The sequence below is a fragment of the Amycolatopsis roodepoortensis genome (assembly GCF_024628825.1).
GTDB lineage: Bacteria > Actinomycetota > Actinomycetes > Mycobacteriales > Pseudonocardiaceae > Amycolatopsis > Amycolatopsis roodepoortensis.
Map to the genome: position 1 here is coordinate 2,956,784 of NZ_CP102415.1, position 16,128 is coordinate 2,972,911.

The following is a 16,128-nucleotide window of genomic DNA, read 5'->3' on the forward strand; positions in this document are numbered from 1 at the left end:
ATCGCGCGCTGACCAGCGGAAACGGTGACCTTACCCACGTGGGTGACGCGGTGGCGGGTTGCACACTGGCAGGTGGAGCGAGTCCGGCCATAGCGTGCGGGAATGGCATCCCCTGCTGACCCGAACGCCCCCACCACCTCGGCGATGCGCCGGGCGCTCGCCAGGGCGCGCGACGGGAAGACCCTCGACATCACCGAGGCCTCGATCCTGCTCCAGGCGCGCGGCGACGATCTCAAGACGCTGTCCGAGCACGCCTCCCGGGTCCGCGACGCCGGGCTCGTCGCGGCAGGCCGCCCCGGCGTGGTCACCTACAGCCGTTCGGTGTTCATCCCGCTGACCCGGCTGTGCCGGGACCGCTGCGGTTACTGCACCTTCGCGACCGTCCCCGGCCGCGTCGAATCGCCGTTCCTCTCCCCCGACGAGGTGCTCGACATCGCCCGCAAGGGTGCCGAGATGGGGGTCAAGGAAGCGCTGTTCACCCTCGGCGACCGTCCGGAGGACCGCTGGAAGGCGGCGAAGGACTGGCTCGACGCGCACGGCTACGACGACACGCTGTCCTACGTCCGGGCGATGGCGATCCGGGTCCTCGAAGAGACCGGTGTCCTCCCGCACCTCAACCCGGGCGTGCTGAGCTGGCAGGACTTCCAGCGGCTCAAGCCGGTTTCGGCGTCGATGGGCATGATGCTGGAGACGACGGCGAAGCGGCTGTACACCGAGAAGGGCGGCCCGCACTACGGCTCGCCGGACAAGGATCCCGACGTCCGGCTGCGCGTGCTGGAGGACGCCGGCCGCAGTTCGGTCCCGTTCACCACGGGCATCCTGATCGGCATCGGCGAGAACTTCGAGGAACGCGCCGACTCGCTGTTCGCCATCCGCAAGGTCGCGAAGACCTACGGAGGCATCCAGGAGGTCATCGTCCAGAACTTCCGCGCGAAGCCGGACACCAAGATGCGCGCGACCCCGGACGCCGACCTCGAAGAACTCGCCGCGACCATCGCCGTCGCGCGGCTCGTGCTCGGGCCGCGGATGCGTATCCAGGCGCCGCCGAACCTGATCGGCCAGCAGTACGAACTGATGCTCAACGCGGGTATCGACGACTGGGGCGGCGTCTCGCCGCTGACTCCCGACCACGTGAACCCCGAACGCGCGTGGCCGCAGATCGACGAGCTCAAACGCCGCACCGAAGCACTCGGGTTCACCGTGCGCGAGCGGCTGCCGATCTACCCGGAGTACGTCAAGGCCGGCGAGCCGTGGCTGGACCCGCGGATGAACGCGCACCTCGCGCCGCTGACCGATACCGAAACCGGGCTCGCGATCGAAGAGGCGATCCCGGAGGGTATCCCGTGGCAGGAGCCGGACGGCGGCTGGAAGGAGGCCGGGCGCACCGATCTCCACGTCGAGGTCGACACCGTCGGGCGCACGGAAGACCGCCGCAGCGACTTCGACTCGGTCTACGGCGACTGGGCCGAGATCAAGGGCAACATCAAGACCGCGCCGCAGCGGTTCGACCTCGACATCCGGGATGCCTTGCGCAGCGCGGAAAAGAACCCGGCCGGGCTTTCGGACGACGAGGCTCTGGCGCTGCTGCACGCCGACGGGCCGGAACTCGAAGCCTTCACCAAGATCGCCGACGACCTGCGTCGCGAGGTGAACGGCGACGACGTCACCTTCGTCGTCACGCGGAACATCAACTTCACCAACGTCTGCTACACCGGCTGCCGGTTCTGCGCGTTCGCCCAGCGCCGCACCGACGCCGACGCGTACACGCTTTCGCTGGAACAGGTCGGCGACCGGGTCGACGAGGCGTGGGCCGCCGGCGCGACCGAGATCTGCATGCAGGGCGGCATCCACCCGGATCTGCCGGGCACCGCGTACTTCGATCTCGCGGCGGAGGTGAAACGCCGTCAGCCGGACATCCACCTGCACTCGTACTCACCGATGGAAGTCGTCAACGGCGCTTCGCGGACGAACCTCTCGATCGAGGACTGGCTGGCGCGCGCGAAGGAGGCCGGTGTCGACTCGCTGCCGGGCACGGCCGCGGAGATCCTCGACGACGACGTGCGCTGGGTGCTGACGAAGGGCAAGCTGCCGACGTCCGAATGGATCAACGTCGTCACCACCGCGCACAAACTCGGCATCACGACGACGTCGACGATGATGTACGGCCACGTCGACACCCCGGCGCACTGGGTCGGGCACCTGAAGCTGCTGGCGAAACTGCAGCGGGAGGGCCTGGAGCGCAACGGGCGGCGCGGGTTCAGCGAGTTCGTGCTGCTGCCGTTCATCCACCAGAGTTCCCCGATCTACCTCGCCGGTCTCGCCAGGGCGGGGACGACGCTGCGCGAGAACCGCGCGGTGCACGCGCTGGCCCGGCTGCTGCTGCACGGGATGATCGACAACATCCAGAGCTCGTGGGTGAAACTCGGTGAAGAGGGCAGCCGCGCCGTGCTCCAGGGCGGGGTCAACGACATCGGCGGGACGCTGATGGAGGAGACGATCAGCCGGATGGCGGGTGCGGCCAACGGGTCGTACAAGACGATCAGCGACATGCGTGCGATGGTCGAGCCGCTGGGCCGTCCGCTTCGGCAGCGGACCACGGAGTACGGCACGCCGACGGCGGAGCGGATCGCCGCCGCCCAGGCGTCCGACGGCGTCGCGACCGCGGTGCGCCGTCCGCTGCTGCCGCTTGTCACCAGCTGACGAATAGTCCCTGACGGCCTCCTGACTCGAGTCAGGAGGCCGTCACGTTCCGTGTGGCACCGCTCACAAGGCGCGGGAGCGGCGGGCGTTTTCTGTGCTAAACCCGAGAATCACTTCCGGGGCAGCCGAGAGGACGTCGATGACCGCGAGCGCAGTCCAGGTGGCCGATACCGCCCGCTATCCGTTGTCCGAACCGGGAAGCCCCGCGTGGCGCGAAATCGTTTCCCGGACCCGCGCCGAACTGCGGGAAACGGGCTGCAGTGTGCTGGCCGACTTCATCCGTCCGGAGTTGCGTGACGCCCTTCGTGAAGAAGGCGCGAGAATCGCTCCGGAGGCGTACGCGAAGGTCGAACGCGTCAACGCCTACAACATCGCCATCGACACTCCGCTGCCGGAAGACCATCCCGGCCGCACGATCATGGAACGCGGCAACGCCTTCGTGGCGCGTGACCGGATCCCGGCGACCGCGGTGATCCAGCAGCTGTACACGAGCCGCGAGTTCCAGCGGTTCGTGGCCGACTGCTTCGAGCTCCCCGAACTGCACGAACTCGCCGATCCGCTGTCCGGCCTGGTGCTCAACGTGATCGAACCGGGCCGCGCGCATCCGTGGCATTTCGACACCAACGAGTACACGGTCAGCATGCTCACCCAGGAAGCGGCCGACGGCGGCGTCTTCGAATACTGCCCGAACATCCGCTCCGAAACGGCCGAGAACTTCGACGACGTCCGTGCCGTGCTGGCGGGCGAAGGTGATCACCTGATCAGGCGGCTCACTCTGCGTCCTGGCGATCTTCAGCTGTTTCGCGGACGCTTCGCGCTGCACCGGGTGAGTAGTGTTCAAGGGGCAGTCGCCCGCCATTCCGCGATCTTCGCGTACAGCGAGCGTCCTGGGGTCATCGGCAGTCCGGAACGGACGAGACAGCTGTTCGGCCGGGTCCTGCCGGAACACGTCGCTTCGGCGGCTGTCCGGGGCGATCAGCTGCTCGACTAGCGCCTGTTGGCGGAGCTGAAGGAGTACCTGAAAGGTGACCACAGGTGTGAACCCGCCCCGGCCGTAGGCCCCGCTATCGCGGTGGCAGGGCAGCGCCCTGCCGACGTCGATCGCGGTCGCGGGTTCACCTACAGACACTCAGTCAGGAGCTTGGCCGTGCCTTTCGATTCGACCGGCAAGATCTCTTTCGACCACATCTACACCGAGCCCGATCCCCGTGCGTTCTTCGGCACCTTGCGCAGACTGGACTACGACATCCCGCAGCAGGCGAAGGCCTACTTCGCGAAACTGATCGACGAGTACCGCGCGGAGGCAGGCGTCGCGGTCCCGACGGTGCTCGACCTCGGCTGTTCCTACGGCGTCAACGCGGCGCTGCACCGCTGCGGCACCTCGATGGAGCGGCTGTACGACCACTACCGGGACGGCGAGTCGCTGAGCCGGGCCGAACTGATCGCGCGTGATCGCCGGATGGTCGGAGAGCTCGCCGCCGGTGATGGTGTCCGCTTCATCGGCCTCGACGCCTCCGCGCCCGCTCTGGACTACGCGCTGGCCGCGGGCTTCATCGACGAAGCGATCCACGCGGATCTGGAGAGCGAAGACCCGACGGAGGAGCAGCGCGCGCTGCTGGCCGACGTCGACATCGTCATCTCGACCGGCTGCGTCGGCTACGTCACGGAGAAGACCCTCGTCCGGATAGCGCGGGAAAACCAGCCGTGGATGGCGCATTTCGTCCTGCGGATGTTCTCCTACGGGCCGGTCGCCGAGAGCCTGGCCGACTTCGGGTACGAGACGACCGGCATCGACGGCGTGTTCCGGCAGCGGCGATTCGCTTCGGATGAGGAACAGTCGCAGATCTTGGACAATCTGTCCGTCGCGGGCGTCGACCCGCGTGGGCTGGAGGACGGCGGCCGCCTGTACGCGCGGCTGTACGTCTCCCGGCCGAACGGCGCGGCGGGCGGGCTCGCCTCCGCGCTGAACGCCCTTCCCCTTCGAGATCAAGGATGATCGTGAGCAGTCCGGAACCGTCCACCCGCACGTTCGGCAACGAGGACATCCTGCCGCGGGTCCCCGTCCCCAGCCTGGAGGACACCTGCCGCCGGTTTCTCGAGTGGTGCTCGCCGCTGCTCACCCCCGGCGAACTCGCGGCGACCGAAGGCGCCGTCGCCGAGTTCCTCGCGGAAGGAAGCCCGGCGCACGAACTGCAGAGCGCGCTCGAGGCCTACGACAAGCGGGAAGGCGTCCGCAGCTGGCTCGACACCTTCTGGCCGTACCGCTACCTCGGCCGCCGCGACCGGATCGCGCTCAACGCGAACTTCTTCTTCCTGTTCACCGAATCCCCGCTGGGTCAGCTGGAGCGCGCGGCCGAACTGGCGGCGTCGGCGGTGGACTACAAGCTGAAGCTCGACGAGGAACTGGTAACGCCGATCGTGCTGCGCGGGCAGCCGCAGTCGATGGTGCAGCACAAGTTCCTGTTCTCGGCGACGCGGATCCCCGGCGCCGTGCAGGACACCGCGCGCACGCCGTACCGCGAGGACTGGCCTGGGCCGTCGAAGGCGCGGCATATCGTGGTCTTCCACCGCGACACCCCGTTCCGGATGGACGTCATCGCGCCGGACGGCCGCCCGTACTCCCCCGATCAGCTGGTCGCGGGACTGCAGACGATCGTGAAGTCGGGGAACTTCGTGGAAGACCCGCGGACCGCCGCCGGGCATTTCACCACCAAGGCGAGGGCGGAGTGGGCGGCGACGCGGGAAGCGCTGCTCGCCGCCGGGAACGCGGCCGCGCTCGACGACATCGAGACGGCGTTGTTCTGCCTGTGCCTGGAGGATTTCACGCCGGCGAACACGCAGGAGGCCTGCGACAACCTGCTGCACGGCGACAGCGGGAACCGCTGGTTCGACAAGGCCGTTTCGCTGATCGTGTTCGAAGACGGCACGGCGGGGATCAACGTCGAGCACTGCGAACTGGACGGGACCACGATCCTCGGGTTCACCGACGCGCTGCTGAGCGGAACACGGCTGGAGCGGCCGCCCGCCGACGGCGTTCCGTCGTCGGAGGTCATCGAGTTCGTCCTGGGTGAGGCGCTGCGCGAGGATGCCCGCGCCGCTGCCGCGTCCTTCGCCGAGTACGCCGACGCGACCGCTACGAGGACGGTGTCCTTCACCGACTTCGGCGCGAAGCGGGCGAAGGAGCTGGGGATGTCCCCGGACGCCTTCGCGCAGATGGCGTACCAGCTCGCGCACAAGCGGGCGAAGGGGATCACCGGCGCGACGTACGAGTCGATCGCGACGCGGCAGTATCAGAACGGGCGCACCGAAGCGATGCGAGTGGTGACGCCCGAGGTGCAGTGGTTCGTCCAGGTGATGGACGACCCGCAGGCCGATCGGCAGACGCGTCAGGCGGCCTTCCGCGCGGCGGCCGCGAAGCACGTCACGCGGGCGAAGGAGTGTCAGGCGGGTGACGCGCCGGAGCAGCACCTGTGGGAGCTGCAGCTGATCCAGAAGCGGCGCGGCGTCGAGGACTCCCCGGCGCTGTACTCGTCACCCGGCTGGTTGAAGATGCGCGACGACTACCTGAGCACCAGCTCGGCGCCGTCGGTGAACATCCAGTACTTCGGCTTCGGGTCGACCAGCCCGCAGTGCATCGGTGTCGCGTACGTGCTGCTGCCGGAGTCGCTGAATCTGTACCTGTGCACGCCGAAGCACGTGGCACACGAGATGGAGCTGTTCGCGACCGAACTGGACAACGCGATTCGGGAGCTGCAGGAGTTGCTGGCCTGAGTTCTGTGGTGGGTGAAGGCGTCCTTCACCGCGTCGGATGCGGTGAAGGACGCCTTCGGCCCAGGTGCGGCCGTCGGGGCTGGGGCTCACGTCGGCCGAGGCGTTGCGAAAGCCACTTTCGCAACGTTGAAGGTTGCGAAAGTGGCTTTCGCAACACGCCACCTTCGCCTGCCATGCCTCCATAACCCAGCCAAGTCCGTGAAGGGGGCCTTCACGGACTTGGATAAGGTTTCGGCGTGCTGGGGAAACTGGGGTTGGTGAGTGGACTGCTGCTCGTCGTGGCGGGGTGCGGTGCGCCGCCGCCACCGGCGCCGGTCCCCCAGCCCGTGCCCACGCCGGTGCCGGGCACCGTCGAACCGGCGGGCTGTCTCGGCACGGGGGTCACGGTGAAATCCGGGCCGGTCGAGGCCGCGCTGGGCCATCGCGCGATCGTGCTCACCCTCACCAACTGCGGCACGACCCCGCGCACGCTCACCGGCTACCCCGAAGTCCGCTTGCTGGACAAGGAAAAGCGGCCGATGGCGGTCGAGGTCGAGCACGGGACGTCGTACATGGCGATCGATCCCGGTGTCAGCGCGCAGACGATTCAACCCGGCGCGACACTGCTCTCGGTCGTCTCGTGGTCGAACACTGTCACCGTGGGTTCGCCGGAAGCAGGCGCCTACGTGACGGTCGCGGCCGCGAATGGTGACCCGGAGCAGCGGATCACGGTCGACACCGACCTCGGGACCACGGGCAAGCTGACGCTGACGGCTTGGAACCCGAAGCTCAAGAACTGAGGCTGCCGGACAAGCCCTCGAAGAAGTCCGGCGCCGACACGACCACGAGACCGGCAAGTCCCATCGGCAGAGCGGCCAAGGCGACCCGGGCGGCCTGCCGGGGCGTGCGGATTCCCCGCCAAGCCACGAAGGCGATCGCGAAGGCCGTCGCGACCGCCAAGGTTCCGACTCCGGACCGGTCGGACCGCCGGACGAGGTCGGCGACCAGCAGACCCACGACCGCCGCGGTGGCCATGGTGCCGCGCCGGTCGGTCCGCCCCACGGCATCGAGCAGAAGTCCGGCGACGACGCCACCGGCAACCGCCAGACCACACCACAGTACGAGCGTCGGCAGGTCGATCCGGTAGGGCATGCCCGCGTACTTGACGCCGTACATCACCGCCTTGCCGAGATAGAACACGAGGACCGCCGCGATCAGCGCGCAAACCGCTCGGACCACTGCACGCCGTCTCGGCATCCCAGGGACGACCGCGACGATCAGCACGATCCAAAGGGTGAAGCTGTGCGCCAGTGGCCGAAGCGGTTCGCTGTAATAGGCGTAGGCGCCGACAGCACCGGACACGGCACCGGCCGCGATCACCACCACATCGGAGAATCCGAAGTGGCCGGACACGGGTTCACGCGCCGCCTCGACCGACATCATTTCCCCTCGCTCAAAAGCTGAGCCGCTACATCGTGCTCGACCGCAGGAACGCCTGTTCGGAGCCCTCGACCACGAAAGCGGTCCGCGCCTTGGTGGTCGTGGGCAGGCCACAGGACAGCCACGCCACGCCGGGCGTCACGAGCCCCTTCAGCTGTTTCGGCACGTCCGGGGCCCCGGACGTGCACTTGAGCTCGCTGATCATCTTCGACACCGCTTCGGGCCGAAGTTTCACCACCGCGGACAGCTTGAAGACGGACGGTCCGGGTGCCTCGATCCGGCCTTCCGAGGCGCCCATCCTCTCCTCGACCCACGAGGCCGCGACGATCTCGCCCACCTCCGGGAAGTCCTCGGCGACCGGCGCCGAATCGGTCCGGACGGCCATCTCCGCAGGCGGTGGCGGCGAGGAGCAGGCCGCGATCAGGACGACCGCGGCCGTGATCCCCAACGTCTTCCCCATGGTGCGCATGGGGACATCTTCGCTCAGGCGGTGAGCTTCAGGATGTCGATTCCGCGAGTGTTGTCGGCGACGTAGACGTAACCCTTGTGCCAGTAGGGCGCCCACGCGCTGGCGTCCGCCGGGCGGAAGTAGGCGATCTGCTTCGGGTCGGTCGGGTCGCTGACGTCGAGGAACCGCGTGCCCTGCGCGTAGAACGACTGCACGAGGACCTTGCCGCGGATGTCGAAGTAGTGCGCGGAGCAGTCACCCGAGGCCGGGTCGCTGCCTTCCTGCCCGGCGACGCTCCAGGTTCCGACGGACTTCAGCCGGAACGGCTTCTCCGGCGTCGAACGCCAGCCTTCGCCGTTGTAGGAGTTCTGCAGCGACGAGATCGTCAGCACGCCGTCACCGGCACACCCGTCGAGGAAGGACTCTTCGGTGGCGTAGATCAGGTCGCGGCCGCGCCAGCGGTTCGAGTCGGCGCCGTCGGCCGAGCGGTGCCCGGCCGGGTGGAAGCTGTTGTGCATGAACTTCGACGGCGCCGCCGTCTCCTCGATCCCGCCGCCCGCGTAGGGCACCGGGTCGAACGCGGTCGCGCGGCGGACCTTCCCCTGCACCGGATCGCGGTGGTAGCCGTTGGTCCAGTAGCCGCGGACGCCGCCCCGGCCGGACACCCACGCCACGCCCTCGGCGTCGACCTGGACGTCGTGCACGTAGTCGGTCTTGCCGTCGTTGCGCGCGAGTTCGATCGGGTTCGGGAACGTCTTGGGGTTGCGCGGGTCGCGGATGTCGGTCACCCAGATCGGGCGGCCGCCCCACTCCGCGGGCTGGTTCGCGGCCTTCGCGGGGCCACCGGTCCAGAGGTACCGGCAGTCGTCGACACAGCTGGTGGTGTGACCGGCGGGCACCTTGGTGTAGCTCAGGAGGACCGGTTTGTCCGGGTTCTTCAAGTCGATGATGTAGATACCGGACTCGCCGGTCTGCGTGGTGCCGCCGTAGGCCCGCGGGTCGCGCGCGAGGAAGACGAGCTTGCGCTTGACGTCGACCTCGGTGTCCTCGGTCTCCCACAGACCGGGGAGACTGACCTCGCCGATCAGCTTCGGCGCGGTGGGGTTCTTCGTGAGGTCGTAGACCTTCAGGCCGAACTCGCCGGAAACGGCCATGACGTCACGTTTGCCGTACTGCAGGAACCCCATGGCGATGGCGCCTTGCGCGTCGGGCACGTTGCCGACGGCCTTGACGTTCTTCACCGCGCCGGGGGCACCCGCGACCCGGACCTTCTCGCCTGCCGGCTTGTCCTCCTCGCCGCAGGCCGCGGCGGGCAGGCCGGTGGCGATCAGGGTCGCGGTGACCGTGGCGAGCGCCAGGCACGAACGGAGCAACCAGTTTCCTCGCACAGAAACCTCCCAGGCTGGTCCCTGCACCTTATGATCGCCACTTTGCCCGCACAACCGCCAATGGTCGGTGTGGGACTGCTATGACATGACCATGCGCTTGCGTCTTCTGGTCCCGCTCCTGGCCGCCGCCCTGGTCGCGGTGAGCTGCACGGAATCCGGCGAACCGCCCGCACCGGACGTTCTTCGCGTGGGCTTGGCCGCTCCGGCGACCCTGCTGCCGGCCGACGTCCGCGACCAGTCCGGGCGGATGCTCGCCGGCGCGCTGTGGACGCCGCTGGCCGACTACGACCCGGCGACGGGCAAGACGGCGCCGCGGGCGGCCGAATCGTTCACCAGCGCCGACCGGATCACGTGGACGGTGAAGCTCAAGGACGGCGGGAAGTTCCACGACGGCACCCCGGTGACCGCACAGTCCTATGTGGACACCTGGAAGACGATCGGCGCGGAGCAGTGGCAGGCGTCTCGGGTGATCAAGGATCTCCTGCGCGCCAAGGAGATCAGCGCACCGGATCCGCTGACCATCCGGCTCGTGCTCGACCGGCCGTCGGGTCAGGCCCCGGCCCTGCTGTCGTCGCCCGCGCTGGTCCCGTTGCCCGCATCAGTACTGACTTCGCGCGATTGGGCCGGTTTCGCGCTACGGCCCGTCGGCAACGGGCCGTTCCGGCTGGAGGGCACGTGGCAGCCGACGGGCGGCAAACTGATCCGCGTGACGGACGCGCCGGGCAAGGCGCGCGTGATCGAGCTCAAGACCGGCGACGCGGCGGCGCAGTACGACGAGGTCAAGGCCGGGAGACTCGACCTTTCCACGTTCGTCCCCGGCGATCGCCACGAGGCCATGCACGCCGATTTCGCGCAGCGGCACGTGATGTGGGCCCTGCCCACCGTCGCCTACCTCGGATTTCCCCTGACCGCACCGCATTTCTCCGACGCGACCGTCCGGCACGGCTTCGCGCTCGGGATCGATCGCGCGGCGCTGGAGGCCGGCGCCCTCGGCAAGCAGGTGGATCCGGCGAAGTCACTGCTGCCACCCGCCGTCGCGCCGGGCGAGCGCAGCAGCACCTGCCGCCCCTGCACCTTCGACGCCGGAGCGGGGAAATCCCTGTTGACCCAGGCGGAGTTCCCTGCCACACCTGTCCACTTCGGACAGTCACAGGCGAATTGGCTGCGCCCGCTCGCGGAGCAGGTCAGCGCGGCCGTCGGCGTCCCGCTCGCCCCGGAGCCCGGACAGGGTCCGTTCGCGATCGACGTGGCCCTGCTGACGCCGAGCCCGCAGGAGGTGCTGGCCGAGATCGCGAAGGCGACCGGATACCAGAGCGACGGGTTCGCCGACCTGCTGAAATCGGCCGAGGAGATCGAAGCGGGCGAGAGCGGCGAGGTCTACCGGCTGGTGGAGAACCACTTGCTCCGGGACCTCCCGGTCGTGCCGCTGTGGTCCGGGCACGGGCATGCCGTCTGGGCGGACCGGGTCGGCGACGTCAAGGCGACGGCGTTCGGCGGCGTGGACCTGTCAGGTGCCACCGTGCGGTGATCCGAGCGTGCACTCCCCCGCGACGACGTCGATGAAGGCCGAGGTCAGGGGGTCGGGCGTGCTGCGGCAGTAGGCGGCGAGCGTGCGCCGGATCGCCGGTTCGGGCCGCAGGACGCGGCCGTGGAAACCTTCGGGCAGGACGTTGGCCGGGACCAGCGCGGGGCCGAGTCCGGCCGCCGCGAGCACCGGGGCCGCCGCGCTCTGTTCGGTCCGGACCGCGGCTCTCGGCTGGAAACCCGCCGCGGCGCACGCCTGGTCGACGAGATCGGCGAGCCCGTTGCCCGGCGCGTAGTGCACCCACGCGCAGTCCGCGAGGGTCGCCAGATCGACGACGCCGGTGCCGTCGTCCTCGCGCGGCCCGTCGATCGGCAGGACCACGACGAACTCCTCCGCACCGATCTCGCGGACCGGCCCGTCCCAGCCCGGCGGGACCGGGCCGACCGCGACGTCGGCCTCCCCCGCCGCCATGGCCTCCCGGAGCTCGTCCGCGTGCCGGAACTCCACCAGCCGGACGTCGACGTCCGGCCGCTCCCGGCGCCAGACCCGCAACGCCGCGGGCAGGACCCCGATGCCGACCGAGTAGACCGTCGCGATCTGGAGCTCGCCGGCCTCCAGCCCGGACGCCTGCCGGGCGGCGCACCGCGCGCGTTCGGCGTCGGCGAGGGTGGCGCGGGCGTGCGGCAGCATGGCGCGACCCATCGGGGTGAGCCGGACGCTGCGCGGCAGCCGTTCGAGCAGCGGGCCGCCGACGCCCTTCTCCAGCGCGCGCACCTGATGCGACAGCGCGGGCTGCGTCACGTGCAGCAATTCGGCGGCCTTGGTGAAGGAGCCGGTGTCGACGACGGTCACCAGGTACTCGAGTTGCCGCAGACTGGTCATGAAGAGAGTTTATCGGAGTAGTGATATCTATGCCTTGGACTTATCCTCGGGGCGGGTCCAAGATCGATGACATGAACGAAGAACGCAAGGTCGCCCTGGTCGCCGGGGCCAACGGGGTCATCGGCAAGAACCTGATCGAACACCTGGTGACCCTGCCGGGCTGGCGCGTCATCGGCCTGTCGCGGCGCGGCGGCCCGGGTCAGATCGCGGTCGACCTACTCGACGCGGACGACACCCGCGCGAAACTCGGCGGCCTGGACGACGTCACGCACGTGTTCTACGCGACCTATGTCGACAAGCCGACCTGGGCGGAACTGGTCGCGCCGAACCTGGCGATGCTGACCAACCTCGTCGACGCGATCGAACCCGCCGCGCCCGGGCTGCGCCATATCAGTCTCATGCAGGGCTACAAGGTCTACGGCGCCCACCTCGGCCCGTTCAAGACCCCGGCGCGCGAGGACGACGCCGGGCACATGCCGCCCGAGTTCAACGTCGATCAGCAGTCCTTTTTGGAGCAGCGCCAAGCGGGGAAGACCTGGACGTGGTCGGCGATCCGGCCGTCGGTGGTCGGCGGGACCGCGCTGGGCAACCCGATGAACCTCGCGCTGGCCATCGCGGTCTACGCGTCGATCTCGAAGGAACTCGGGCTGCCGCTGCGGTTCCCCGGCAAACCCGGCGCGTACGACAGCCTCCTCGAGATGACCGACGCCGGGCTGCTGGCGAAGGCCACCGTGTGGGCGACCGGCTCGGAGAACGAGGCGTACAACATCGCGAACGGAGACCTGTTCCGGTGGAGCGACCTCTGGCCGCGGATCGCGCGGTACTTCGACCTGGAGGTGGCGCCGCCGCTGCCGATGTCGCTGGACGTCGTCATGGCGGACAAGGAAGAACTCTGGACCTCGATCGCCGCGAAGTACGGCCTCGACGTGCCGTACAGCGCCGTTTCGTCGTCGTGGGGCTTCGCGGACTTCGTGTTCGGCTGGGACTACGACATGTTCGCGGACGGCTCGAAGGCACGGCGGGCGGGCTTCCACGAGTACGCGGAGACGTCGGCGATGTTCTTCCGGCTGTTCGACGAGTTCCGGAAGGCGAAGGTGATCCCGTAGGCCGGAGGCTTCGGGGGTGGTCGCCGGCCGAGTGGAGGTTGCGAAAGCCACTTTCGCAACGCCCGACGAGCGGGGAAAGAGCCCCTCGCCACGATGTCGCGGCAGTTCAGGGCAGCTCGCGGTCAGGCGTGTCGCGAAAGCCACTTTCGCGACACGTCCCTCCACCGCGGACCAGGAGAGCCAGGGGTGAAGAGAAGTCCCTTCAGCCGCGCCCGATGTACGGCATCGCGGTCGCCGTGACGGTCAGGAACTGCACGTTCGCGTCCAGCGGCAGCCCGGCCATGTACAGCACGGCGTCCGCGACGTGGCGGGCGTCGAAGGTCGGCTCGGCCTTGACGCTGCCGTCGGCCTGCGGGATCCCGTCGGCCATCCGCAGCGTCATCTCGGTGGCGGCGTTGCCGATGTCGATCTGTCCACATGCGACGTTCCACGCCCGCCCGTCGAGGGAGATCGACTTCGTCAGCCCGGTCACCGCGTGTTTCGTCGCGGTGTAGGCGACGGACGCGGGGCGCGGGGCGTGCGCGGAGATCGAGCCGTTGTTGACGATCCGGCCGCCGCGCGGGTCCTGCGCCTTCATCAGGCGCACGGCCTGCTGCGCGCACAGGAACATCCCGGTCAGGTTCGTGTCGACGGCGCGTTTCCAGTCCGCGAAGGACAGTTCGTCGACGGTCCCGCCCACCGAAACACCCGCGTTGTTCACCAGGAGATCCAGCCGCCCCCACGCAGAGCGGACCGTCTCGAACAACGCGGCGACGGAATCGGGATCGGCGACGTCCGTGGGCACGGCAAGCGCGTTCTGATCACCCTCGGCGGTCTCGGCCAGCGCGTCCGCGCGGCGGCCGGCGAGGGCGACCCGGTAGCCGGCGCCGAGTAACGCGCGCGAGATCTCCCTGCCGAGCCCGGAACCCGCCCCGGTGACGACCGCGGTCCTGCCGTTGCCCATCGAACCTCCTCGCAGACCGTGCCGGACCGATCCGGCTCGGTGATTGTTTTCCGATTACCCGCGTCCGTTCAGGCTAGCGCGCCGCCGTCGAAGGAAAACGTTCACCCGTCGGCCGTCGCGCCTTCACGAAAACCGGTAACCCCTTCACCACATCGCGGCGATTCACCGGATGTGATCAGGGGGAATTCACACCGTTCACCTCGCCGTCAGGACGGTGAACGGTGAAGAAGAATCCACGCTTTCAGCTCGTCCAGACCGGCGAGCAGACCATTCGATGGCGGCTGCTCGGCGGCAACAACGTGTCGCTGGGTTCGGCGCCCGACGACTATCCGCGAGCCGAGGAATGCCTCGCCGCGATCGCCTGGCTCAGCTCGCACGTCTCCGAGCTGACCAGCGATTTCAGTCATCTCAGCGGTGGACGCTGGCGCTGGCGCCTGCATCGGGAGGACCGGATCGTCGCGATCGCCAGCCACGCCTACGGACGGCGTATCGAGGCGCAGCGCGGCCTCGACAGATTCCGCTCGGCCACCACCGAGGCGTCCATCGGCGAAGGGATCGAGACGATAGCCGATTGGCGCCGGAAATACCGGCGTGATTCCGGCGGTATTTCACCGAATCGTTCTCCGTGACGGCCGCTCACGGAAAGTGCGTTCCCCGGAGATTAACCACCAGGACGTCGGGCGGGAACGCGAAGCACCGCCGCCGGACAGTGTTGCGGAGCGAGGATTGGGCCAAGTCACGGAATCCCGTGACGACTTGGGGACTAGAGAAAGAGTGCAAACAAGATGCGTGCTCGTACCACTCGGTTTCTCGGCGCCACCGCGATCGCCGCGTGTGCCTGCCTCACCCTGACCGGCACCGCCTCGGCGGTCGCCCCGGCCAACGGCCTCGAAGACGTCCTGGCCGCGGCGGGCTCGGACACCACCGTCGACATCACCGGCGCGATCCTGGCCAACGCCAACGGCGCCGCCTGGAACAGCGACCCCGACAACCACGTCAACATCCCGCCGCTGCTCGCCGCGGGCGGCACCTTCACCGTTCGCGGTGACCTGTACGCCGACGAGGTCGTCTACAACACCACGACCACCCTGCCGCCGAACGGCTCGTCCCAGGGCAAGGCCGCGCTCAAGGCCTCCGGTGACGCGGGTGACGGCAAGATCGACATCGCGCGGTCGTCGTCGCCCCGCGGCTCGTCCGACCCCGCGTCGTTCGAGTACTACTCCTTCGCCACCGACGGTGTCACCTGGTCCTCCTCGGCGACCGGTTCGGGCGCGGGCCTGTCCCTCACGCTGGCGCAGCTGCGCGGCATCTACGACGGCTCCATCACCAACTGGAACCAGGTCGGTGGCGCCAACGCCGCCATCGTCGTCTACCTGCCCCAGACCGGCTCCGGCACGCTGAGCTTCTTCACCACCACCGTCCTCGGCTTCGACCCCACCACCAAGCCGGTCACCATCAAGCGGTTCCAGGAGCACGACGGCAACTCGATCCCCGCCGCCGACCGCGCCAACGCGATCGCCCCGTTCTCGATCGCGCAGTGGATCGCCCAGGGCAACGCGGTGACCGCGGACAAGCGCGCGGGCTTCACCGTGAACCCGCTGACCGGCGCCGGCTTCGACGGCTCCCCGGTCGCCGGCTCGGCCGGTAACTACACCCCGGCCTTCACCACGGCGTTCCTGGGTTCGCGCAGCGTCTACCACGTGCTCGACACCCGCACGCCGAGCTACGACCAGGCCCAGCGCGCCGTCGGTTTCGCCGCCGGTGACACGGCCGCGACCGCCAGCCCGCTGTGCGGTGGCCAGCTCGCCACCACCATCAAGCGGTACGGCTTCCTGACCGTCTCCGGCCCGAACGGCCTGTCCTGCGTCAAGTCCTGACCCCCTCCTAGCGCGTGAAGGCCCCCTTCCCTCGGCTGAGCCGAGGGAAGGGGGCCTTCACGCGCTACA

The 16,128-nt window shown here is 68.9% G+C and carries 14 protein-coding genes; 9 read left to right on the plus strand and 5 right to left on the minus strand.

Annotated features, from left to right (window positions below; genetic code table 11):
- The first annotated feature begins 144 nt into the window (after positions 1–144).
- The 5 genes from NQK81_RS13895 (at position 145) to NQK81_RS13915 (ending at position 7,250) form a co-directional block, all read left to right on the plus strand.
- The gene (locus NQK81_RS13895) at positions 145–2,700 is read left to right on the plus strand and encodes a bifunctional FO biosynthesis protein CofGH (protein ID WP_257489756.1); all 2,556 of its coding nucleotides are present in this window, start codon (positions 145–147) and stop codon (positions 2,698–2,700) included.
- Between the two features lie 139 nt (positions 2,701–2,839).
- Positions 2,840–3,691 carry a HalD/BesD family halogenase gene (locus tag NQK81_RS13900; protein ID WP_257488516.1) on the plus strand — a complete coding sequence of 284 codons (852 nt, stop codon included), beginning with the start codon at positions 2,840–2,842 and terminating at the stop codon, positions 3,689–3,691.
- A 156-nt stretch (positions 3,692–3,847) separates the two neighbouring features.
- Positions 3,848–4,696, plus strand: coding sequence for a class I SAM-dependent methyltransferase (locus tag NQK81_RS13905; RefSeq protein ID WP_257488517.1), 849 nt, complete (start codon positions 3,848–3,850; stop codon positions 4,694–4,696).
- A complete protein-coding gene (locus NQK81_RS13910) occupies positions 4,693–6,471 on the plus strand; it encodes a choline/carnitine O-acyltransferase (protein WP_257488518.1) in 1,779 nt (592 codons plus the stop codon). Before NQK81_RS13905 ends, NQK81_RS13910 begins: the two co-directional genes overlap by 4 nt.
- A gap of 236 nt (positions 6,472–6,707) precedes the next feature.
- On the plus strand, positions 6,708–7,250 hold the full coding sequence (locus NQK81_RS13915; RefSeq protein WP_257488519.1) for a DUF4232 domain-containing protein: 543 nt from the start codon (positions 6,708–6,710) through the stop codon (positions 7,248–7,250).
- Here NQK81_RS13915 and NQK81_RS13920 read toward each other — a convergent pair.
- From NQK81_RS13920 to NQK81_RS13930, 3 genes are read right to left on the minus strand one after another with little or no spacing between them, the layout of a single operon-like run.
- Complete coding sequence (locus NQK81_RS13920; RefSeq protein ID WP_257488520.1) at positions 7,240–7,890, minus strand: DUF6518 family protein; 651 nt, start codon at positions 7,888–7,890, stop codon at positions 7,240–7,242. The two genes, NQK81_RS13915 and NQK81_RS13920, sit on opposite strands and share 11 nt — an antisense overlap.
- Before the next feature lie 28 nt (positions 7,891–7,918).
- Positions 7,919–8,359, minus strand: coding sequence for a hypothetical protein (locus NQK81_RS13925; RefSeq protein WP_257488521.1), 441 nt, complete (start codon positions 8,357–8,359; stop codon positions 7,919–7,921).
- Positions 8,360–8,373: 14 nt separating this feature from the next.
- Positions 8,374–9,711, minus strand: coding sequence for an LVIVD repeat-containing protein (locus NQK81_RS13930; RefSeq protein ID WP_257488522.1), 1,338 nt, complete (start codon positions 9,709–9,711; stop codon positions 8,374–8,376).
- A 100-nt stretch (positions 9,712–9,811) separates the two neighbouring features.
- Between NQK81_RS13930 and NQK81_RS13935 the strand changes: the two genes are divergently transcribed.
- Positions 9,812–11,254, plus strand: a complete 1,443-nt coding sequence (locus tag NQK81_RS13935) for a peptide ABC transporter substrate-binding protein (RefSeq protein WP_257488523.1) — start codon at positions 9,812–9,814, stop codon at positions 11,252–11,254.
- Here NQK81_RS13935 and NQK81_RS13940 read toward each other — a convergent pair.
- Positions 11,234–12,133 carry a LysR family transcriptional regulator gene (locus NQK81_RS13940; protein ID WP_257488524.1) on the minus strand — a complete coding sequence of 300 codons (900 nt, stop codon included), beginning with the start codon at positions 12,131–12,133 and terminating at the stop codon, positions 11,234–11,236. The two genes, NQK81_RS13935 and NQK81_RS13940, sit on opposite strands and share 21 nt — an antisense overlap.
- Positions 12,134–12,204: 71 nt before the next feature.
- Between NQK81_RS13940 and NQK81_RS13945 the strand changes: the two genes are divergently transcribed.
- Entirely contained in the window at positions 12,205–13,239 is a 1,035-nt protein-coding gene (locus tag NQK81_RS13945; protein WP_257488525.1) for an SDR family oxidoreductase, read from the plus strand.
- A 202-nt stretch (positions 13,240–13,441) separates the two neighbouring features.
- On the opposite strand, the gene NQK81_RS13950 is transcribed toward NQK81_RS13945, so the two are convergent.
- The gene (locus NQK81_RS13950; protein WP_257488526.1) at positions 13,442–14,182 is read right to left on the minus strand and encodes an SDR family oxidoreductase; all 741 of its coding nucleotides are present in this window, start codon (positions 14,180–14,182) and stop codon (positions 13,442–13,444) included.
- Between the two features lie 221 nt (positions 14,183–14,403).
- On the opposite strand from NQK81_RS13950, the gene NQK81_RS13955 reads away from it, so the two are divergent.
- Positions 14,404–14,811, plus strand: coding sequence for a YegP family protein (locus tag NQK81_RS13955; protein ID WP_126735611.1), 408 nt, complete (start codon positions 14,404–14,406; stop codon positions 14,809–14,811).
- Positions 14,812–14,967: 156 nt separating this feature from the next.
- Positions 14,968–16,059 carry a substrate-binding domain-containing protein gene (locus NQK81_RS13960; protein ID WP_257488527.1) on the plus strand — a complete coding sequence of 364 codons (1,092 nt, stop codon included), beginning with the start codon at positions 14,968–14,970 and terminating at the stop codon, positions 16,057–16,059.
- The last annotated feature ends 69 nt before the right edge of the window (positions 16,060–16,128 follow it).

What these genes read in the sequence shown, in the direction of transcription:
- NQK81_RS13900 (WP_257488516.1), top strand. Translation starts at nt 2,840, where the DNA reads ATGACCGCGAGCGCAGTCCAGGTGGCCGATACCGCCCGCTATCCGTTG.
- NQK81_RS13960 (WP_257488527.1), top strand. Translation starts at nt 14,968, where the DNA reads ATGCGTGCTCGTACCACTCGGTTTCTCGGCGCCACCGCGATCGCCGCG.
- NQK81_RS13935 (WP_257488523.1), top strand. Translation starts at nt 9,812, where the DNA reads ATGACCATGCGCTTGCGTCTTCTGGTCCCGCTCCTGGCCGCCGCCCTG.
- NQK81_RS13895 (WP_257489756.1), top strand. Translation starts at nt 145, where the DNA reads ATGCGCCGGGCGCTCGCCAGGGCGCGCGACGGGAAGACCCTCGACATC.
- NQK81_RS13950 (WP_257488526.1), bottom strand. Translation starts at nt 14,182, where the DNA reads ATGGGCAACGGCAGGACCGCGGTCGTCACCGGGGCGGGTTCCGGGCTC.
- NQK81_RS13920 (WP_257488520.1), bottom strand. Translation starts at nt 7,890, where the DNA reads ATGTCGGTCGAGGCGGCGCGTGAACCCGTGTCCGGCCACTTCGGATTC.
- NQK81_RS13940 (WP_257488524.1), bottom strand. Translation starts at nt 12,133, where the DNA reads ATGACCAGTCTGCGGCAACTCGAGTACCTGGTGACCGTCGTCGACACC.
- NQK81_RS13910 (WP_257488518.1), top strand. Translation starts at nt 4,693, where the DNA reads ATGATCGTGAGCAGTCCGGAACCGTCCACCCGCACGTTCGGCAACGAG.
- NQK81_RS13945 (WP_257488525.1), top strand. Translation starts at nt 12,205, where the DNA reads ATGAACGAAGAACGCAAGGTCGCCCTGGTCGCCGGGGCCAACGGGGTC.
- NQK81_RS13925 (WP_257488521.1), bottom strand. Translation starts at nt 8,359, where the DNA reads ATGCGCACCATGGGGAAGACGTTGGGGATCACGGCCGCGGTCGTCCTG.